Source organism: Bernardetia aquimarina, from assembly GCF_042180575.1.
GTDB lineage: Bacteria > Bacteroidota > Bacteroidia > Cytophagales > Bernardetiaceae > Bernardetia.
The window spans coordinates 3,775,282-3,797,901 of sequence record NZ_CP170094.1 but is presented as its reverse complement, the minus strand read 5'-3'; the positions used below and the strand labels follow the sequence as shown (position 1 = coordinate 3,797,901).

The following is a 22,620-nucleotide window of genomic DNA, read 5'->3' as shown; positions in this document are numbered from 1 at the left end:
TCGTTACTTGAATCAGTTTTTTTGACTATTTTATGCAAATAAGAAAAGGCTCAAAGTAAAATTTTGCTGATTATGAAATGGAACGAAGACAAAGACATCGAAACTGAATGGTTTAGATTATGTCGAAAATTACAAAGTCATTTTGATAAAAAACCTGACTTAAATGGAATTTTATTTTTGATGGGAATACAAGAACTCGGACAAGGAATCCGAACATTCAGCAAAGACGAAAAACAAGATTTGATGCACATGGCGACGTGTAAGGCGTTGAGTTACTCAGGTTATTATGAGTTAGAAGGAGAAGATGAAGACGGCTGGGTACATTGGAAACTCATCAAACCCTTGCCTATCTTGAAAATTGAAGACCAAGAAAAACTCCTCAAAATGAATATTATTACTTATTTTAAAGAGGAAGTCTTTAGAGATGAAGTGATATAAATAAGTAGCAGAAAATTACTAAAACAAACGCATATAATTGATGAGTGTTGTTTTTTTGCATTGGTTTTGAATAAAAAAATAGTGGCTTTTTAAATAGTACAGTTATGAAGTAGCAAAGTTATTTCGTAGCTGTTTTTTTTATTATCCTAATCAACTAACTCTAGTCTTTGTTGATAAAATGTTGATTTTAGGCTTGCTAACTTCTTAAACTTTAGTACTTTTATCTTATAAAAAATAATTCTACATTTAGGTAATCTTTCATTCCAATCTCCCTTTTTTTCATTTAAAATACTATTTATGACAATTCAATTAGGCATTTAATGACTTCTTTTACAAGAAATATCTTATTTATACTTATTTTTTATGCTTTATTTTTCTTACAAGTAAAGGCTCAAGATTATGTTCTTAATTATGAACAATTTACGACCAAAGAAGGATTAGCCAATAATTTTGTAAGTTGTATTATAGAAGACAAACAAGGATTTATGTGGTTTGGAACTCAAGATGGTTTGTGTCGTTATGATGGTCATTCGTATAAAGTCTATAAAACAGATATAGAAAAAAATCATATTCTTTTATCTAATAATATCCTTTCATTAGCTGTAATTAATGATTCTGTGATTTATGTAGGAACAAAAGCAGGTTTGCATCTTCTGAATACACATCAAAACACAATTACTTCAATAGAAGAATTTAAAAATAAAAATGTCAGTCAGATTCTTATTGATACAAAAAAGACTATTTGGGTAGTCAATCAATATGAAAGTATTTTTATAAAGAAATCTACGAACAAAAACTGGCAACCTGTTACAGACATATATACAAATTACAAACACAGACCAAGAGTACATATTACAGAACAAACTATTAATGGAGAACAAAAAATAATGTTGAGCATAGAGGATAGAATAGGTTCTGGTTCTCATGCGCTGTATCAATTTGATGACAATCAATGGAAACTTATTTTTGACGAAAAAAATATATATTTAGATGCTGCTCATAAAGGAAATTTGTTAGTTACTAAAGGTGCTATGATTCACGAATTTGACTTAGAAAAAACTTATAAAGATGATAAATTAAGTGTAAAATATATACAGGCAAGAAATAGGCAAAATGATAGAATAGCAAGTAATTTTAGTGCAAAATCATATCAAAACAACTTATATATCCCTTTGAGTACTTCTATTTTAGTAGTAAATTTGAGTACCTACAAAGTAATACAAGAACTCAAAATCCCGAATCAAAATAACGTAATCAAGAGTATCCATATTGATACAAGAGCCAATTTATGGGTTGCTACTTCTGGTAGTGGTGTGTATATATTTCCTACTCATGCACTCTACACAATTAGGGGATATAGACACAACGAAAATAATAATATAGATCTTATAGGTCTTAGTAAGACAAGTATTAGAGCAATTTATAGAGATACAACTACTAATACTACATGGATAGGCACATATTCCGAAAAAAGAATACTTGATATTTTTTGGAAAGATTCTATCAAAACAACATTACCTATCTATTCGTATGCTTTTGTAATAAAAGAAGATAAAAAAAATAAAAACACCCTTTGGATTGCTACTAATAACAGTGTTTTGAAGGTGCAAAAATATCCTCCTAAAGTAATAAAATCATATTTTATAGATTGGAAACCAAGGGCTTTAGAAGTAATTAGTGATTCGATACTGCTTTTTTCTGATGTAAAATATTTATATGTTTTTGATATAAAAAAGGAAAGAATAATAAAAAAAACACCTTTTAGTAAAATTACTTATTTGTATCAAGATAGAGCTAAAAAAATATGGATAGGAACAGAAACAGATGGTTTTGCCTGTTGGGATATAATTAATGATACCACTCATTATTATAATCCAGAAAAAAAATCAAGGGTATCTAGTTTGTGCGTCAAAAATATATACCAAGATACAAAAGGACTTTTTTGGATAGCAACCACCAAAGGAATTTATTCTTTCAATGAAAAAACAAAGTCTATCAAAAAATTTGATGAAGGAAATGGATTACCCAATAACGTAGTATATACAACATTAGAAGATGAAAATTATAACTTATGGCTAAGTACAAATAAAGGAATTTCGAAGTTTGATATAAGTAATGAAACCTTTACCAACTTTGATGTAAATGATGGGTTACAAGACGATGAATATAATACACATTCTTTTCATAAAAGTAGTGATGGAGAACTATTTTTTGGAGGAATAAAAGGAGTAGATGCTTTTTTTCCAGATGATTTAGCGAAAAATAGAAATAAAAATATTCCCAATCTTTTTTTCACAGGACTAAAACAACGAGGAGAAGACATAAAAATAAATATACCTATCGAAAAAATAAAAGAAATAACTCTTCCTAGTGATTCGGCTCAAATGCTGACTTTTGAGTTTGCTGCGCTTAATTTTTATCAAAGTAAAAAAAATCAATATGCTTATAAAATAAAAGAAATTGACACAAGTTGGGTTCAGTTAGGAAATAAAAATGAAATTATGCTTACCAACCTAGCAACAGGAAATTATACGCTTTGCATAAAAGGCTCAAATAATCATGGTGTTTGGAATGAAGAAGGAATAACTTTAAAAATTAAAATTATTCCTCCTTTTTGGCAGCAAAACTGGTTTTTGTTTAGTCTTATGATGTTATTTTTAATGGGTTTTTATGTTCTTTATAAAGTAAGAATATATCAATCTAGGCGCAGAGAAGAAAAATTAGAAATTCAGATAAAAGAGCGTACCAAAGAACTTGCAACAGCTAATAAAAGCAAAGACCAACTTTTTGCTATCATTGCTCACGACCTTAGAAGTCCTTTGACGGCTTTTGAAGATATTTCAAATCAAATAGAATATTTTCTTAGAAAAAACAAACCTGAACGCCTTTTAGAACTAGGAAAACATATTGATACTTCTATTCAAAACATGAATATTTTATTGAATAACCTTTTGGGCTGGGCATTAATTCAACAAAATCATAAAATTCAAATTAATCCTCAAACTATAGATTTGTCTGAAACGGTAGAACGAATGCTTTCTATTTATAAAAATGTAGCACAAAGTAATCAAATCAATCTCAAAAATTTTGTGAAAGGAAATATAGAAATAAGAGTAGATATAGATTCTTTTCAAACCATTTTGAGAAACCTAATTAGTAATGCTTTAAAATATACACCTGAAAATGGAACAGTAATTTTGCAAACTCTACAAGACAAGGAAAGTGTTACCTTAGTCATTCAAGACACAGGAGTAGGAATGAATGAAGAAATAATAAAAGCTATTTTTGAGCCTAATTCAATACAAAGTAATAGAGGAATTAGAGGTGAAAAAGGAACAGGATTAGGACTTGCTTTGTGTCAAGAATTTGCTCAAATTAATAATATCAAAATGGAAGTAGAAAGTCAGCCAAATGAAGGAACTATTTTCTATTTGACTATTCCCACTCCATAAATCGACCGTTTAAATCTAAAAATCACCCACTTACGACATTTTTGTAAGAGAAAGGAATAGTTTTTTTACTTTTATGAAAAATAACACGCTGCTTAAATGCAAATCTAAGTAACCTATTAATAACTGATAGTATGAGAATAATTGTAGTTGAAGATGAACCTATTTTTGCCAATGCCATCGAACGAATCATAGATGAGTTAGGATATGAATTGGTGGGAATGACAGATAATTCAGAAGAAATGCTACGTTTTTTTATGAGTATGAAACCTGACCTAGCTCTCATGGATATTCATATCAAAGGCACAATGACAGGAATTGAAGTAGCTAAGAAAATAGTTGATTCTGATTATTCTGTACCTATTATTTTTGTTACGTCTTACTCTGACAAACATATTTTTGAACAAGCAAAAGAAGCGAATCCGTATGCGTATATTGTAAAACCAATAGATACTAAATTATTACAACGAACCATAGAACTTGCCATTATGCGTTACTCTCAACCCAATCATTCTGAAGACAAACAGGTTTGGAAAAAAGATGTTTTGGTAAGAAAAAGTCTATTTATCAAAACTGATAACAAACTAGAAAAGGTAGATATTGAAGATATTTTATTTGTAGAAGTAGTAGATAAATATTGTGAAGTACAGACCTATAAAGAGAAATATTTAGTCAGAATGACACTTAAAGAAATAGATGAACGTTTGCCAGCTTCGGATTTTGTTCAGATTCATAGAAGTACTATCATAAACGCTAATTTTATAGAAGATATAGACTTAAAAGATAATCTGTTAACATTACATAATCGACAATTTGAAATAAGTAAGCGTTTTAAACCAAATTTATTGAGCAGACTAAACACATTCAAATAAATTTTTTAGTTTTTTAAATTAAAGGATAGGGAGGTCATAATTTAAAAGAAATTATATTCCTTTCGTTAAATGTCGATTTAGAAAGCCATTCTTCACTGAGGGATGGTTTTTTGTCGTTTTTTACAAAAAATGATATGATATAAATAACTCAAAAATTATTAGGTTCTATTTTTACCCTTTTAAACACCAAAACTTCCCACTTACGACATTTTTTAGATATGAAATATAAGATTAAGTAATTTTACTATTAAAAAGAGTGACAGAAACTACACTTGTTCTTTTGCCTCTATCTTTAAATTGTACTTAAATTTTGGTAGTATTTTACCACATTATCAAAAACGTATTTACCACATGAAACTACTGTACTTTATAAAATACAACAAAAAAATATTCTTACTACTATTATTTAATTTTATTGTTATACAACTATCTGCTCAAAACAAAGCCCTAGATTCTACTAATAGAGATACTACTAATTTTGAAGCACATATTTTAGGAGAATCTATACAAACAAGTTGTAAGGGTGTAATAGAGCTATTTGCTCAAGAAGTAGAAAATGTATCCTATTACAGATGGTATTTGAATGACCAACCTTTTGATGAAGGAAGAAACTTGATAACAACAGTAGCAGGGTGCTACACACTTTTGGTTGGAAAAGGAAACTACAATGCAATTTCTGAAGAGGTCATTGTTAAGTTAAATAAAAAACCTTTAGCTAAAATAGCACAACTCAATAAAACCCATTTTTGTGATAATGGAATTTTGAATGCTGATTTAATCAATCCAAATGCAGCTTATAAATGGATTTTAAATGATAGAGTAATAGGAGAGGAAACATTTGTTTTGGTTTCAGAATCTGGTATTTACACACTCCAAGTAACTCAAAATGGTTGTCAGGCAAGTACAGAAATTGAAGTTTTTGTTTCATCAACTTCTCCATTACATTCCCCTTTTTTAGACGTTTTTTTCACAACTTACCCAAATCCAAGTAAAGGTTTTTTCAATGTTAAGTTTCCAACTCCTTTGATAGAAGATATACAAATCTCTATTTTTGATTCAACAGGAAAAATAGTCAAAAAGCAAATTTTTGAGAAAAATAATCAAGAGTTTATTATTAATATTCAAGAGTTTTCAAAAGGAATGTATTTGATTCGTCTCAATCAAAATAATTCTACCTATTCTAAATCAATTATTTTAGAATAAGAGCTAACTACTTCGTTAAAAATTAAGCAGATGCCGAAAGCCTTCATTCTTTGAGTGAAGGTTTTTTTATATAAAAAATTTTAGCATATTTTGTGGTAAAATAAAATCTAGACGAAACAAACAAAAAAGGCGATGCCAGTAGCAACGCCTTTTTGACCTTAACCAATAAACAACACATAAAACACACGCCCTACTATATAGGGTCTGAATTAAGTTTTATTAGATACACTAAAATTCTTAATTCGTTATGCAAACATACTATTTTTTTTTGAATTCTAAAACTTTTGCAAAATATTTTGTAGATATTTAGGCAATTTGCAATATTTCTTGTATTTTTTAGGAAAATTATAATAACACAACAATAAAATGACTAAAAATTCTCAAATCGATAGTTGCGACCTTCGTATTTTGTCTGAACTGACAGATGACGCAAAATTGCCTTATACGGAAGTTGCTGATAGAGTATTTGTTTCGGGAGGAACTGTACACGTCAGAATGAAAAAAATGCAGGATTTAGGTATCGTAAAAGGTGCTGCCTTGACGATTGATTATGCCAAATTAGGGTATGATGTTACTGCTTTTTTGGGGATTTATTTGGAAAGAAGTTCTATGTATGATGAATCCGTCGAACAGTTATCTAAAATTCCAGAAATTTTGAGTTTGCATTATACAACAGGTGCATACAGTATTTTTGCCAAAATTATTTGTAGAGACACAAAACACTTGAGGGAAGTCTTACATGACAAAATTCAAAAAGTACCAGGCATAGTCAGAACAGAAACATTCATCTCTTTAGAAGAACGAGTAGAACGTGTACCACTTTTGAAACAATTAGCCGAAGAAAGTAAAAATGAAGAGGTCTAATTAATTTTGTTGAGAGCTTATGAAAACTGCAAAACTTATACAAACAGGACGAGCAATAGCTATTCTTTCTTTACTAATTGGAACAGCTATTTTTGTTGTGTATTATCTTACTTCTACTGATTTTCTTTTGCTTATTGGTTATGTTTTTATTGTCTTATCAGCAATTACCAACAGTATCTTTTTAATTTTAATCTTGATACAATATTCAAAGAAAGAGAGTCACAAATTCCCTCTTTTCATAACAGCAGGAATTATTTTACTCAATATTCCTGTATTATTATTTTATTCTTGGATTACATTTCTATTGATGGACATCATGAGAATCAATTTTATTAATTCTACAACAGAAACAATCACAGAAATTAAAATTAAAGGTTGTCAAAATAAAAATATCAAACAATTAGAAGCTGGACAAAGTGAAAGTGCTTGGGTAGTAATAAAGGGCGATTGTGAAATAGATATCGAATATTTAATAAAGGGAAAATTAGAAAAAGAAACTGTTGTACAATACGCTACGACAAGCATGGGACACAAAATGAACTATAAAATTGGAAAGAAGACAGAGTAATTGTATATGGAAAAGGCAAGCCATTTTCTATACTACAAACCTAAAGGTTCACGTTAAACTAATTTTCATTTGAATTTAGGTCTAACTTCTATTTCATACTTCTGACTTTATTTCTGTTGTGCAATCAAATTGCGTGCTTCCCAGTACGAACGAACAGCATGAGGACTTTTGCCAAAACTATTTTTCATCGTCTGAATAATTGGCATTGCTTCTACCATATATTTTGTCCAATTTGCAGCAGGAACACCCAATAAATCACAAACTCTATCGCCCAAAAGAAAACGCATATAACTATGAATATAACCTTTAGGAACAACAGAAGGCAAAATTTCCTCAAAATGAGAAAGTAGAGTTTGCATCAAAACAGTTCCTTCATGAGAAGATTTGAAATGACGCATTTCTGTATTTTGAGAAAGAAAAACAGCTTCTTTCATTGTTTGAGGAAGTATTTTTTTATCAATGCCTAAAAGCTGACCGACTACATACCAAAGATGTAAATAATCTTCGGCATCTTCATTTGTAAACTTCTTTCCTAGCTTTCGAAGTCCACGCAAAACAATAGACGAAAAAGCAATATTTGTTCCCATCAAATCCTCTTGATTGATAGGCAAACCCCATTTTATATCCCAATCTTTATGGTTTTTGACATGAAAACGAATTGCAGCATGTAATAATCTAACTTTCAAAATTGTCGTAAAAGCAAGTCCGTTTGGCTTTAAGCTATCTGTTTGATTGATTTCAAAAACAAAACGAGCCGTTTCTAAAAGCCTTTTTTGTGCATCATTTCTCATTCGTTCCGAAAAGTACAAAACCTGCGCTCCATCAGCAGCAGCATAACAATACGGCAAAGACATTGTACCTAAAAGACTCAAACAATCTTCTGCATTTTTTTGAAAAAACTCTTGTCCTTTTGCTATTTTTTCTAAATCAGAACCAACAGGCAAAACAGCATTTTCTACAAAATAATTTCTTATAAAATCAGGCAAATCAGTAGGCAAACTTTGGTTATCTCCCCACTGAATCGTAATTACTTTTCTAAGATGTTCCCACTCATTTTGTTCTTGTGTTTTGTGTATGATTTCATCAGCTACTTTATCGCCCTGAAGTCTATAATTGTCCCAATCTATTTGTGTTAGGGTTTGCATTTTTTTATTGCTTTAGTTATTTCAAATTAACCTTATAATTTTCTTAATTTTTTGGCTAACTCTATGTTATTTGAAATGGTTTTAATTCGTCTGCAAAATAACAATATCACTTTTATCTATATTATTATAAAAATTATCAATTTGATTGATTATTGTAAAATTCTGACCTTTGTGATGTACCAAAAAGGAAAAGTTCTACTTTAGTCTTTTAATTATGCAATTCTTTTCTTAAATTATTGGCTAATAAGGATTTATAAATCACTCTATACTCTTAAATATTCAAAAAAAATGGAACACAACACAAACCCTCACACATCAAACGGAAAAGGCAAAGTTTGGGACACCAACGAATCTAGCAAATGTCCATTTATACATGGAGGAGCTGCAAATTTTGTGGCAGGGCAAGGAACATCAAATTTAGACTGGTGGCCAAATATGCTAAAAACAAATATTCTTCGTCAAAACTCATCGCTTTCTAATCCAATGGATAAAGGCTTTAATTACGCAGAAGAATTTAAAAATCTTGATTTAAAAGCTATCAAAAAAGACCTTTTTGAATTAATGACAACTTCTCAAGATTGGTGGCCAGCTGATTATGGTCATTATGGTCCATTTTTTATTCGTATGGCGTGGCATAGTGCAGGTACATATCGCACGGCTGATGGTCGTGGTGGTGGTGGTTCAGGGACTCAACGTTTTGCTCCTCTCAACAGTTGGCCAGACAATACAAATCTTGATAAAGCTCGTCTATTACTTTGGTCAATCAAGAAAAAATATGGTAAAAAAATCTCTTGGGCAGACCTTATGATTTTGGCAGGAAACTGTGCTTTAGAATCAATGGGTTTAGAAACTTTTGGTTTTGCAGGTGGACGTGAGGATGTTTGGGAGCCAGAACAAGATATTTATTGGGGTTCGGAAGGTGAATGGCTAGGCGACAAGCGTTATTCAGGAGATAGAGAACTAGAAAATCCTTTAGCAGCCGTTCAGATGGGACTTATTTATGTAAACCCAGAAGGACCAAACGGAAATCCAGATCCATTAGCTTCAGCAAAAGATATTCGTGAAACCTTCGGAAGAATGGCAATGAATGATTATGAAACGGTTGCTTTGATTGCAGGTGGACATACATTCGGAAAAACACACGGAGCAGCAGACCCAAACAAATACGTAGGTGCAGAGCCAGCAGGCGCAACCATCGAAGAGCAAGGAACAGGTTGGAAAAATACATTAAATACAGGACACGGAGTAAATACAATTACGAGTGGTTTGGAAGGAGCTTGGACAACAACGCCAACAAAATGGAGTAATGATTATTTTGACCATTTATTCGGTTTTGAGTGGGAATTGACTAAAAGTCCAGCAGGAGCAAACCAATGGAAACCAAAAAACGGAGGAGGAGAAGGAACAATTCCTGATGCTCATGATTCATCAAAAAAACATGCTCCTTTTATGCTTACAAGTGATTTGGCATTGCGTGTAGATCCAGATTACGAACGAATTTCAAGACATTTTCATGAAAATCCAACTGAATTTGCTGATGCTTTTGCTCGTGCGTGGTACAAACTAACACACCGTGATATGGGACCTATTTCTCGTTATTTGGGAGAGGAAGTTCCGACAGAAGAGCTTATTTGGCAAGACCCAATTCCTGCTCGTGATTATGATTTGATTGATGCAAAAGATATTGATTCTTTAAAATCTAAAATCTTAAATTCTGGTTTATCAATTTCTGAATTAGTTTCTACAGCGTGGGCTTCGGCTTCTACTTTTCGTGGTTCGGATAAGCGTGGAGGTGCAAATGGTGGTCGTTTGCGTTTAGCTCCTCAAAAAGATTGGGAAGTAAACAATCCAAAACAACTAGCTAAAGTATTGAACGCTTTAGAAGAAATCAAAAAAGGATTTGATAATGGAAACAAGAAAGTTTCTATGGCTGATTTGATTGTCTTGGGTGGTTGTGCTGCGATTGAAAAGGCTTCTAAAAATGCAGGTCATGATATAAAAGTTCCTTTCACAGCAGGTCGTACTGATGCAACAGCCGAACAAACCGATGTAGATTCGTTCAAATTCTTAGAGCCACAAGCAGATGGTTTCCGTAATTATTCTAAAGCTGAATTTACAGTTTCAGAAGAAGAAATGTTAATTGATAAAGCTCAACTGATGACCTTGACTGCTCCAGAACTAACTGTTTTGGTAGGTGGAATGCGTGTTTTGGATACTAATTTTGATGGTTCTTCTCACGGAATTTTTACAGAAAACAAAGAATCACTAACCAATGATTTCTTTACTAATCTAATTGATTTTACAACTACTTGGAAAGCAACTTCTGATGACCAAAGAACATTTGAAGGAAGTGATAGAAGAACTGGAAAAGTAAAATGGACAGGTTCTCGTGTAGATTTAATCTTTGGCTCAAATTCAGAACTTCGTGCTTTGGCAGAACTTTATGCATGTGATGATGCAAAAGAAAAATTTGTACACGATTTTGTCGCTGCATGGAATAAAGTAATGAATTTGGATAGATTTGATTTGGCTTAGTTTTTAGATTTTATTGGAAAAATGAAAAGACAGTCTGATTTGATTAGACTGTCTTTTTTGTTGTTTTGACTTGAATATAAAAATATATTATTATAAAATAATTCTGTTTTACTAAGCCTTTACTTCCAATTCATCAATAGCCTTTTCAATTCTAGTAGAAACTTCTTCTTTTCCTAAAAGAACAGCTACTTCCATCAAATCAGGTCCCGAACCTGCACCTGTCAAAGCAAGTCTTAGAGGCAACATAACAACTCCCATTTTCACACCTGCATTGGTGGCAGCATCATAAACGAGTTGTTTTGTTTGTGCTTCATCTTCTAATGATTCTGTATTTTTCAATAGTTCTACAAAAGAATTTAAGCCTTTTACAGCATCAGCATTCCATTTTTTGGCTACTAATTGCTCATCATACTCAGATGGAGCTTGTAAAAAAACTTTAGAACCTTCCCAAAAATCACTCATAAATACAGCACGTTCTTTCAAGATTCCAGCTAATTTTTCTAAATAAGAAGTATCAGCCAAAGAATTAGAAACCATTTTTGAAGCTAAATAATCAGCAATTTCATTATTTGGTTTGTTGCGTAGATATTGTTGATTAAACCATTTTGCTTTATCAAAATCAAATCTTGCTCCTGCTTTATTTACTCTAGCAATATCAAAGGCTTCAATCAATTCTTCCATTGAGAAAATTTCTTCGTTATTTCCTGGATTCCAACCCAAAAGAGCTAAAAAGTTTACAACGGCAGCAGGTTCAAATCCCCATTCTCTAAAGCCCTCAAATTTTTCATCTCCTGTTCCTTTTCCATTCCATTCTAACGGAAAAACAGGCATATTAAATTTTGCGCCATCACGTTTTGAAAGTTTTCCATTTCCGTCTGGTTTCAAAATCAAAGGCAAGTGAGCAAATTTTGGCATTGTATCTTCCCAACCCAAATAACGATATAAAAGAACGTGTAAAGGAGCAGAAGGAAGCCATTCTTCGCCACGAATAACGTGAGTAATTTTCATCAAATGGTCATCAACAACATTCGCCAAGTGATAGGTAGGCATTCCGTCAGATTTCAACAAAACTTTATCATCAATGGCAGACGAATGAACAACTACCCAATTACGAATCATGTCATTGAGACGAACTTCTTCTTTACGTGGAACTTTCAAACGAACCACATATTTTTCGCCACTTTCCAAAAGACGTTTTGTTTCGTCTTCTGGCAGCGTCAAAGAATTACGCATTTGTGTACGAGTAATACTGTTGTATTGAGGAGAAGCAACACCTGCATTTTTCAAACGTTCTTTCATTGCTTCCAAATCTTCTGAAGTATCAAAAGCATAGTAAGCATGTCCGTTTTCGATAAGCTGCATCGCATAATCTTTGTACATATCTTTGCGCTCAGACTGGCGATAAGGCGCATATTGTCCTCCGTGTTTTGGACTTTCAGTAGGCACAATTCCAATCCATTCTAAGGCTTCCAAAATATAATCTTCTGCTCCTTCTACAAAACGAGTTTGGTCGGTATCTTCTACACGAATGATAAACTCGCCACCATGTTTTTTGGCAAATAAATAATTGAAAAGGGCAGTTCGGACTCCTCCGATATGCAATGCACCTGTTGGAGAAGGCGCAAAACGAACTCTTACTTTTGTGTCGTTACTCATAAAATTGATTCTATATAGTTTTTTTGATGTATTGCTATTTTAGGTTGTTTGACAATTTTTGCACCTTATTAATTTTTTCGAATTTTGAACATTGATGGTCGTCGGTGGAGACACCAGCAACGACATAGTGCAAAAATTATCAGAGAACCTTATTTTATTTCTGATTTAAAACACAAATTTACAAAAAATAATAATGCTTCTTAGTACACTTTTTATTTGGTTTTAAATTCTTAACTTGATGTTTGGATTTGTAGTGGGTGCATAACAATTATTTTGAAAAAATTTATGAAATTATATACAGAAAAATTAGTCAGAGGAGATTTTAGCAATGTTAGCTTTTATGCAGGAATTGAAGCCTTTTATAGTATGGGTTTTGAAATAATAGAGGTAGATAATCTTGAGAATTTAAAAATAGCTGAGGATAATGTATTCTTTGGAAGTATCAAATTTATTCAGAGTGCCTTAAAAAAGTTGAACATTAAAGTACCTGAACATAATGATTACCCAGAAAGTTTGAATAAATATTATGGAAGGAGAATTAGTGAATCGACGATAAATAAAATTTCGAATAATCCAGAATTATGGAATGTTTTTGTGAAACCTAAAGGGCAGCTCAAAAAATTTACTGGAAGACATGTCAAAAATACATTTGACCTTATAGGTTGTGGTGATAGAGAAAATGATGTTCCAATATGGATATCAGAACCTGTGGAATTTGTTAGTGAATGGCGAGTTTTTGTAAGATATAATAAAATTCTTGGTGTCAGACCTTATAAAGGAGATTGGAGGGGGCAATATGATTATAAAATAATAGAAGAAGTTGTCAGTTCTTATCAAAATGCTCCAGCAGGTTATGCAGTTGATTTTGGATTGACTAAAGAAGGCAAATTCTTAATTGTAGAAGTTAATGAAGGATATTCTATAGGAAACTATGGCTTGTTTTATACTGATTATGCAAAATTAATAGCTGCTCGTTGGGCAGAAATGACAAATCAACAAGATTGGTGTAATTTTTAATTGTAACGATATATTTATCAAAAATGCAAGTCTTTATGGATTAGAAAAAGTACACTGTTTATTTTGAGAAAGAAACACATAAAGTTATGATAAATGATTACAAAAAAGAGCTAGAAAAAGTTAATTTCAAATCAAATACAGTTTACTTCCCCCCAAAAAAGCAAATTAATCTATTTCATTTTTACAGAATTATTAAAATAAAAAAGAATAGATTTATGTATAACAAAGTGTTCAAACATAATTTGTATTTAATAAAAATAAAAATAATTTCAAAAATCTTGAAAAAATTTTACAAAATCTATTGTTATTAAAAAAACTTTGTTATTTTTGCCATACAAGAAAGTCATTTTATATACTATATTCTTGAATATCATTTTTATATAAAACATAAAAAGCGATATTCATTCAACTTCTAAAGTGAATAAAAGTAGCCCCTTATATATTTTGCAACTTTATAGAAGAAGAATATGTAAAAATAAAATAAAAAATAGATTTATAAAGTGAGCTTTAAAACTATATATATATTTAGATATTAATTTTAGCTAAGTATAGAATTCTCTATTAAATATTCCCTGTTTATTTTTTAGATAACGTATTTTTTTTACTTGTATTTACCCAAAGTAATTTTCACACAAATTTTTAATGTTATGACAAAATCTGTCAATTTTAGTGAACAACAACTTGCAGAAATTACTGCTCGTTATGAGCGTCGTTTAGCTGCAATTACCAAAGAATCAGAAGATATTCGTGCTGTTCTTGCACGCCTTAAAGGAGAAGAAAGACACAGTAGTCTTAGTGGTAGTGGCGATAGAGGAATGCGTCGTGGACGTATCCAATGGGAAAAATTTATCCTAGACAAATTGCAAGAAAAAAATGAGCTTTTATTCAAATATGAAATGCGTGATTTAGCTTTCGAAGATGACCGTATTGGCGATCGTAGCGCAATCCAAGTAGATAGAGCATTATCTGCTGCACTTTACAAACTTAAAGACCGTATTCAGAGCTATAACGTACCTGGTAAAAAAGGATATGCGTATGGCTTGCCAGAATGGTTTGATGCAAAAGGCAAAGCAAAAGAAGAATTTGCAGACAAAGAATGGGATTAATCCTATCATTGTACTACTTTTAATCAAAAAAGGCTTTCTACTATTCGTACTGGAAAGCCTTTTGCTATTTATAGTATTTTGTAACTTGTATTATTTTTGTACAAAACCAAACTGTTAAATAAACGCCTAATCACTTTCTATTGAAAATAAAATTTAATGATTTGTGTATCTTTGTATAATTTACACATAGTTAGCTAACTATTAAGTCATTAGTAGGTAAGTTCAGTTTTTTTATAAAAAAAGAAAAATGCCGTTGTTGGTGTTTTAGCGATAGCGACACCAACAACTACAAGTTGAAAGTAGAGGTCTAAAATACAAAAAGAGACCAAATATTTTTTATAAGAAAACCCTATAGGTAAGTCAAAATGGCTTTATGTTTACTTTTTTATTTTGTATATACTACTTCATCTTTATTTTAATCAATGAATTCTATTTTTTCTCTATACATAAAACTATTCAGTACTCTTCTGACTCTAATAGTAATGCTAGTGGTTTTCCCTTCATTATCAGTAGCTCAAACAGCTCCTAAATATAGTAATGAATTTTTAGCTATTGGAGTAGGAGCAAGAGGTTTGGCTATGTCAGGAACACCTGTTTCATTTACAGATGACGTAACGGCTGCCTATTGGAATCCAGCAGGGCTTTTGCGCTCAAAAGAACAGTATGAACTTTCATTGATGCACGTTTCATATTTTGGAGGAATTGCTAATTACGATTATGGAGGATTTTCTGCTGCTATTGATTCTACCAATCGAATAGCTTTTTCTGTTATTCGTTTTGGTATTGATGATATTCCTGATACTCGTTTTTTGATAGATGAAAATGGAAATGTAGATTATAATAATGTAGGCTCATTTGCAGAAGCATCGTATGCATTTATGTTTTCGTATGCTCGTGCCATGAGTTTAAAAATAAAAGAAAGAGAAGCCACAGAAGAAAAGGAATATAGAGCAGAAAAAAAATATCCTATTTATTTGGGCGCAAATGCAAAAATAGTTCATCGTTCGGCTGGTATTTTTGCTACTTCTTGGGGATTTGGAATTGATGTAGGAATGCAAACGCAAATTAAAAACTGGCAGATTGGAATAATGGGACGTGATATTACAGGAACATATAATGCCTATTCATTCAATAGTGATGCTGTCAGAGAAACTTTTTCAAGAACAGGTAATGAAATTCCGACCAACTCATTAGAAGTAACATTACCTCGTCTTACTTTGGGAGCTTCTTATCCTTGGCGCACCAAAAATCAACAGTTTGGAGTTATGGGAAGCATGGGACTAGAAACTACTTTTGATGGAAAGAGAAATACAGTCATTAAAACAGATTTTGCATCTGTTGCTCCTACTTTTGGGGTAGAGGTAGATTACAAAAACACTGTGTATCTACGTGGTGGAATAGGTAACTTTCAACAAGTTACAGATTTTGACCGTAGCAAATCTTGGACGTATCAACCAAACTTTGGTGTAGGTATTGTAGTTAAACAATTTGTGATTGATTATGCGATTACAAATGCTTTTGATCAATCTGTTGTTCCTTATTCACATGTATTTTCACTTCGTTTTTTATTCAATCAACAACAAATAAATTCGTTGAAAGCATCTAGTAAAAAAGGACAATAAATTACAATTCATTAGTAATTCATAAAAAAGGAAAGATAAATCACAGAAAATTATAAATTTACGGTTTACACAAAATATTCATTATGGCTATGAACAAACATATATATTCTTTTTTATTTGTGGTGGGAATGCTATTTTCCTTCTCAAATCAAACAAAAGCACAACTCTATTTTCCACCTGCTGATTTTAGTCAGTATATGGATTGGGTAGATTACGACAAAACATATTATAAAATTACCATTAGCGAAGATGGTATTTATAGACTTAATTTTCAAGAATTAGTAGATGCAGGCATTCCTTTGGGTATCCATCCTAATCGCCTTCAAATGTATTACCATGGGAAGGAAATCCCAATTCATGTAGAGGGGGAGTCAGATGGGCGTTTAGATTCATTAGATTATATTGAGTTTTATGGAAAAAGGAGAGATAGCGAACATGACAAACTACTCTTTCCAGACCCTACCAAACGTACCATAGAAAGCCATTCTTTGTATGGAGGAACATCAGTTTATTTTCTGACTTATACAAAGACCAATTTAGAACAGGGATTGCGTACACAACAATATTATGAGCAAAATACGCAAGGGTTTGAAAAAGAACGCTTTCATATTGAAGAAACAAGATTTTCGTTTCCTAATTTATTTACAAGTGGTCCTCTTTATCCTCTAAGTTTTCTTTCTACGAACGGAAGAGGAGCTTTGGTAAGTGACTGGCAAGAAGGAAAAGGTTTTGCAAGTATATTAATAAAAAATGGTAAGAACAATCCAATTACATTCCCTAACAATCCTATAGTAGATTATGTGGGAGATAGTTTGGTAGAAGCAGAAGTCGGAATGCGTATTGTAGGACGAGAAAACACATATAATAATGTCAGATTTTCATATACCATGGGAACTGCCAAAATATTGATTGATGAAGTGGAATTTGAAAACTATCAAGTAGTGAGCAGGTCAATAAAAATTCCTGATTCATTAGGTATATTTGGTAATGGACGTGGAGGATATTTAGTAGAGGATTTATATCAAGCAACAGGAAGTGGAAGATATAGTTATTGTGAAAGTTGGGCAAAATACCCACAAGCAACTCGTATGAATGGCGAAACAGACAAAAAATTTAACTTACAGGTAAATCTACAAGGCAAGTCATATCTTGAAATAGAAAATCCGACTTCACAGGTTCGTTTTTTTGATATTACGAATCCTCAAAACGTAATTGAAATTCAAGCAGATAGTGTACAAAATAAGCGTACCATGATTGTTCCTAATACAGGACAAAAACGAATTATTTATGCTTCCTCAGTTACTAAGTCTATTGATTTAACTTCAATAACAAAAGCTAACTTCAGACCTATCACAACATTAGATGCAGATTATATTATTCTTACATCTAAAAGTCTAAGAGAAGGATTTGGAGAAGACCTAGATGCAGCACAAGCGTATGCAAATTATCGTGCCAGCGAACAAGGAGGAAGTTATACTCCTCTTATTGTAGAAATAGACCAGCTTTATAATATCTTTTCGTATGGCGAAACTACTCCTCTTTCTATTCGTCGTTTTGCTAATTATATGCTTACCAATGGAAATCCTAAATTTCTATTTCTTTTGGGTAAAAGTGCAGGAATTCTTCATACCAATCCTAATGGTAGTAATATTCCTCCTTATGGTTACCCAGGTTCTGATCACATGCTTACAGCAGGGTTACTAAATAGTAGCTTAGAGCCTGCACTTGCTACTGCAAGACTATCAGCTAAAAGCCCCAAAGAAGTAATTGATTATCTCAATAAAGTAAAAGAACACGAAACTATTGAAGGTGATCAAAGTTGGCGTAAACAATTTTTACATTTAAGTGGAGGATATTCTCCTTCCGAACATGCCAGCTTTAAACGTTATGTGCAAGGTTTTGAAGATATTGTAAAGGGAAATTATTTGGGCGCAGAAGTAAAAACACTTTCCAAACAAACAACTGATTTTGTAGAGTTTATTGATATTTCGGAAGAATTAAATAAAGGACTTTCGTTTATTACTTTTTTTGGTCATTCTGGAATAAGTTTTACAGATATAGAAGTAGGCTTTGTCAGTAATTCTCTTCTTAATTATAACAACAAAGGACGCTATCCAATGATGATTATGAATGGCTGCGAAACAGGTGATATTTATAATGGTGGTGTTTCGTTTGGTGAAGATTGGTTAATTACACCAGATAAAGGAGCAATTTTGTTTCTTAGTCATAGTAAACTTGGTTTTAGTGGGCAGTTGCGTCTTTATACACAAACATTCTATGAAGAAGCCTTTACTAAAAGAGAAAATTTAAACCTTCCAATAGGAATCGTAATGCAGAAAATGCTTAGTACCTATATGGCAAGAAATGGAGTGCAAAATGAAATAGCAAGAGCTGCAGCACAACAAGTTATTCTGCAAGGAGATCCTGCTGTCCGTCTTATTCCGATTGATAAGCCTGACTATATGATAAATAATGCTCGTGTTAGTCTTGTTCCAGCACAAAATGAAACTTTTGTCAATGCAAACAGTGATAACTTTAGAGTAAAAATTGCTGCTCGTAACTTAGGAATTATGGACTTTCAGAACCGTAGAATAAGTGTCCGTGTAAAAAGAACATTCCCTGATGGAACAAGCGATTTTTATACAGTAAAAGATTATCCTTCTATTGCAAATGAAGATACACTCTATTATGATATTTCAGTAGGAGAAGCTGCAAAGGCAAAATCTATCGGATTAAATAAATTTGAAGTTTATTTAGATTATTTTGAAGAAATTGATGAATCTGATGAAACAAATAACTATGCTTCTTTTGAGTACTTTATGCAACGTGGAACAATGATTACACTTGCGCCAAAAGAATATAGCATCGTAAATACAACTACTCCAATTCTTATAGCTCAAAATAATAATCCATTTACAGAAGTAAGAAGCTACGAATATGAATTAGATACAACACACTTATTTAATAGTTCTACCAAAAAAACGATTGTATTACAAGACTATATCACAACAGAATGGCAAGTAAATCTACCTGTTTTGAGAGATAGTACTGTGTATTATTGGCGTGTTCGTTATGCAGAGCCTCAAGGAGAAGATGATGAGCAATGGGCTACTTCATCATTTATTTATATAAATAATAGTCCTGCTGGTTGGTCGCAAAGTCATGTTGCTCAATTTGAAAAAGCCGATTTCAAAGGAGTAATTTATCCAACTAATACTCGTAAGTGGGAGTTTCAACCCTACAATCTGAATTTTGAGGTACAAGCAGCAGGAACTCGTTCTACAGAAGCTGGAAATTATTATATCAAAATGGATGGAGTAGAATTAGTAAGCAGAGGATGTTCTGGTTTAATTGCCATTGCTATCGATGACCGTACAGGAACTATTTATAATCCATTTCCAGATACTTCTTGTGGAGCTTCATTAGTTGCAACGAGAGTACCTTCTTCTGTTGCTGGAATTGCCAATTATTTCAATAGCATAAGAGATGGAAGTTATGTGATTATGATGAATACAACAGCAGTTGGAGCTGGAAATTTACTAGGTGGACTTTCAATCTTAGGACTTTCAGATGAACAAGCTGCTAATCTTGGTAATATTGCTGCAAGGTCAGCATTCGTAATAGTAGGAAGAAAAGGCGCACCAAAAGGAACAGCACAAGTAGTTAATTTACAAACACCAACTGATGTAATCAATGAAAACTTTACCATTTTAGGAAGTTCTGACAAAGGCATCGTAACTTCTTCTTTAATAGGACCTGCTGCTGACTGGGGAAATATGTTTAGAAAAGTTCGTACAACAGGAAATGACGATTGGAAAATTGACATTGTAGGAGAAAACTTTACAGGTTCTCAAACTACACTTGTTGAGGATGTAACACAAGATAATTTTGCATTAAGTCAAATTGATGCGAATCAATATCCTTATTTGAGATTACGTGCCACACTTAGTGATTCGGTAGATAAAACTTCGCCACAATTAGATCGTTGGCAAGTCATTTATAGAGAAGTTCCTGAAGGAATTTTATTATATGATACACTTTCTTATCGTCAAAACACAAACCTTCAAGTTTCGGCTGGCGATTCGGTCGACATTCGTTTTCGTTTCCGTAATATTTCAGGTAATGACTTTGCAAGTCCTTTGATTGTACGTTATACAGTCAGAAATGCTCAAACAGGAGTTACAACAGAATCGTATGATACATTAAGTAGCTTGGCGAGAGGAGAAGAACTTTTGTTTGATGCAAAATTCTATTCCTTAGAGTATTTTGGAGATAATTTATTGACTGTCTTTATGAATCCAAGAATACAAGGCGAACAGCTTTATGAAAATAATATCTTGCAAGCTAATTTTACAGTAATACCTGATAATGTAAATCCTGTTTTGGATGTCGCTTTTGATGGAATAAAGATTATGGACGGAGATATTATTTCACCTACACCTCTTATTTCCATTCAATTACGAGATGAAAATAAGTTTTTGGTACGAGAAGATACTGTCGGAATAAATATGTACTTGAGTAAGTGTGATAGCTGCGAACGAATAAGATTGAATTATGATGGACAGAATGTACAATATTTTGCTTCACAGGATAATAATTTCCGTTTAGAGTATCGTCCAGAACGATTAGAAGATGGAAAATATACACTTTCAGTAGATGCTCAAGATAAAAGTGGAAACCGTGCAGGTGCAGAAGATTATAAAGTGAATTTTGAAGTAGTAAATAAATCAACTTTGACACATTTCTATCCGTATCCAAATCCATTTTCTACCAAAATGCACTTTGTCTTTACACTCACAGGGGCAGAAGTGCCTGATGATATACGTATTCAAATTATGACCATTACAGGAAAAATAGTCAGAACGATTACAAAAGACGAACTAGGAGCAATCCGAATTGGAGATAATGTTACTGATTTTACGTGGGACGGAACAGACGAATATGGTGATAAACTCGCCAACGGTGTTTACCTCTACAAAGTAGATATTCGTGATAATCAACTTAATTTCGAACACGCACAAACAGCCAAAGATAATCTCTTCAAGAAAAATATAGGTAAAATTTATATTATGAGATAAAACTCTGAAATTTAAGGTGTCAAGTAGTTTGATATAAATCAATAAAAAAGTACAAAGTCTAATTTTGTACTTTTTTATTGTCTTAAAATTATTTCTTTGAGTTACAAATGAGTAATTTGAGCCTACTCTACGTTATTTTTGAATGATTTACTTTTTTTGGATTGATTAAATAATTTTTAATGCGATTAAATAAAATACCCTTTTTTTTAGTGTGTTTATCACTTTTTGCTTGTACAAATGAAGAGCAACAAAATAAGGAGATAAAAGAAGTTATCATTCAAGAAGATTCTAAAAATTTGACAGATACATCTATTTTTTAAAGGATGATAAATCAAGCTATATTTTCTTCAAATTCCTCAAAAATAGTTCTTCCTTTTTCTGATAAATAAGGAAACATCAAATGATTGACATAACTGACATATTCATTCTTCAAGCTAAGTTTTTCAAATTCCTCATTTCGTAATTGCATAAAAAAGAAAGTTCGCATTGCTCCACTAAGTTCCATCAAATAGAGAATATTTTTTTGCTCAAAGTTCTTTCTGAATATCCCATTTTCTACAAGTTGCATCAAAATGGATTTCAACATAGATTTTCGCTGCTCATTTTCTTGATTGATTTTTTTTGCTAATTCTTCGTATTCCCTAATCAAAAAAACATAATCTTTAAAGAGAAATAAATAGGAAAGAGAAATATCAAACGTGTAAAAAGGAGCTTTCAGAATCGCTAAAAATAGATTTTCTTCTCCCAAAAAAGCCTGTGAAACTTGCTGCATTTCAGTTTTATATTCTTGATATAATTCTGCAATCAGTTTTTCTTTTGTAGGAAAATGATAGGTAATATTTCCATAACTTTTATTCATTGCCTTGGCTACTTCACGAAGCGTAACTGAAGGAATTCCTTTTTGATTGAATAAATCTCTTGCTATTTTTTTGATTTCTTGGCTAGTATTGGGTTTGTTTTTCATACTACAAATTTAGTAAAAAATATTTTTAGGTCAGATGGACTAATTTAAAAAATTATTGATTATCTTTGATAAAAATTAAATCATTTTGCTGTTGTTGGAGTCT

Annotated in this window: 14 protein-coding genes; 11 read left to right on the top strand and 3 right to left on the bottom strand. The window is 31.9% G+C overall.

The genetic code is table 11. The annotated features are described in order from the left end of the window. Nucleotides 1-72 precede the first annotated feature (72 nt). From ACE193_RS16340 to ACE193_RS16315, 6 genes are all read left to right on the top strand, one after another. Nucleotides 73-438, top strand: coding sequence for a hypothetical protein (locus ACE193_RS16340; RefSeq protein ID WP_375559293.1), 366 nt, complete (start codon nt 73-75; stop codon nt 436-438). A 320-nt stretch (nt 439-758) separates the two neighbouring features. Further along, a complete protein-coding gene (locus tag ACE193_RS16335; RefSeq protein ID WP_375559292.1) occupies nt 759-3,890 on the top strand; it encodes a two-component regulator propeller domain-containing protein in 3,132 nt (1,043 codons plus the stop codon). Between the two features lie 131 nt (nt 3,891-4,021). Then, entirely contained in the window at nt 4,022-4,759 is a 738-nt protein-coding gene (locus ACE193_RS16330) for a LytR/AlgR family response regulator transcription factor (RefSeq protein WP_375559291.1), read from the top strand. A 351-nt stretch (nt 4,760-5,110) separates the two neighbouring features. Then, nucleotides 5,111-5,962, top strand: a complete 852-nt coding sequence (locus ACE193_RS16325; RefSeq protein WP_375559290.1) for a T9SS type A sorting domain-containing protein — start codon at nt 5,111-5,113, stop codon at nt 5,960-5,962. Nucleotides 5,963-6,328: 366 nt separating this feature from the next. Next, a complete protein-coding gene (locus ACE193_RS16320) occupies nt 6,329-6,826 on the top strand; it encodes an Lrp/AsnC ligand binding domain-containing protein (protein WP_375559289.1) in 498 nt (165 codons plus the stop codon). Between the two features lie 19 nt (nt 6,827-6,845). Continuing rightward, nucleotides 6,846-7,394, top strand: coding sequence for a hypothetical protein (locus tag ACE193_RS16315; protein ID WP_375559288.1), 549 nt, complete (start codon nt 6,846-6,848; stop codon nt 7,392-7,394). Nucleotides 7,395-7,501: 107 nt separating this feature from the next. Here ACE193_RS16315 and ACE193_RS16310 read toward each other — a convergent pair whose 3' ends face one another. Next, nucleotides 7,502-8,539 carry an oxygenase MpaB family protein gene (locus ACE193_RS16310; RefSeq protein WP_375559287.1) on the bottom strand — a complete coding sequence of 346 codons (1,038 nt, stop codon included), beginning with the start codon at nt 8,537-8,539 and terminating at the stop codon, nt 7,502-7,504. A 288-nt stretch (nt 8,540-8,827) separates the two neighbouring features. Here ACE193_RS16310 and katG point away from each other — a divergent pair, with 288 nt between their 5' ends. Beyond that, nucleotides 8,828-11,074: a catalase/peroxidase HPI gene (katG, locus tag ACE193_RS16305; RefSeq protein WP_375559286.1), complete on the top strand. Its 2,247-nt coding sequence runs from the start codon at nt 8,828-8,830 to the stop codon at nt 11,072-11,074. Nucleotides 11,075-11,185: 111 nt separating this feature from the next. On the opposite strand, the gene gltX is transcribed toward katG, so the two are convergent. Next, nucleotides 11,186-12,730, bottom strand: a complete 1,545-nt coding sequence (gene gltX, locus ACE193_RS16300; RefSeq protein ID WP_375559285.1) for a glutamate--tRNA ligase — start codon at nt 12,728-12,730, stop codon at nt 11,186-11,188. 285 nt (nt 12,731-13,015) lie between these two features. On the opposite strand from gltX, the gene ACE193_RS16295 reads away from it, so the two are divergent. The 4 genes from ACE193_RS16295 (at nt 13,016) to ACE193_RS16280 (ending at nt 21,553) form a co-directional block, all read left to right on the top strand. Continuing rightward, nucleotides 13,016-13,747, top strand: a complete 732-nt coding sequence (locus ACE193_RS16295; RefSeq protein ID WP_375559284.1) for an ATP-grasp domain-containing protein — start codon at nt 13,016-13,018, stop codon at nt 13,745-13,747. Between the two features lie 647 nt (nt 13,748-14,394). Continuing rightward, a complete protein-coding gene (locus tag ACE193_RS16290) occupies nt 14,395-14,853 on the top strand; it encodes a hypothetical protein (RefSeq protein WP_375559283.1) in 459 nt (152 codons plus the stop codon). A gap of 422 nt (nt 14,854-15,275) precedes the next feature. After that, nucleotides 15,276-16,475 carry a hypothetical protein gene (locus tag ACE193_RS16285; RefSeq protein WP_375559282.1) on the top strand — a complete coding sequence of 400 codons (1,200 nt, stop codon included), beginning with the start codon at nt 15,276-15,278 and terminating at the stop codon, nt 16,473-16,475. Between the two features lie 89 nt (nt 16,476-16,564). Continuing rightward, complete coding sequence (locus ACE193_RS16280) at nt 16,565-21,553, top strand: C25 family cysteine peptidase (protein ID WP_375559281.1); 4,989 nt, start codon at nt 16,565-16,567, stop codon at nt 21,551-21,553. 331 nt (nt 21,554-21,884) lie between these two features. Here the strand turns inward: ACE193_RS16280 and ACE193_RS16275 are convergent, their stop codons facing one another. After that, nucleotides 21,885-22,517 carry a TetR family transcriptional regulator gene (locus tag ACE193_RS16275; protein ID WP_375559280.1) on the bottom strand — a complete coding sequence of 211 codons (633 nt, stop codon included), beginning with the start codon at nt 22,515-22,517 and terminating at the stop codon, nt 21,885-21,887. Between the last annotated feature and the right edge of the window lie 103 nt (nt 22,518-22,620).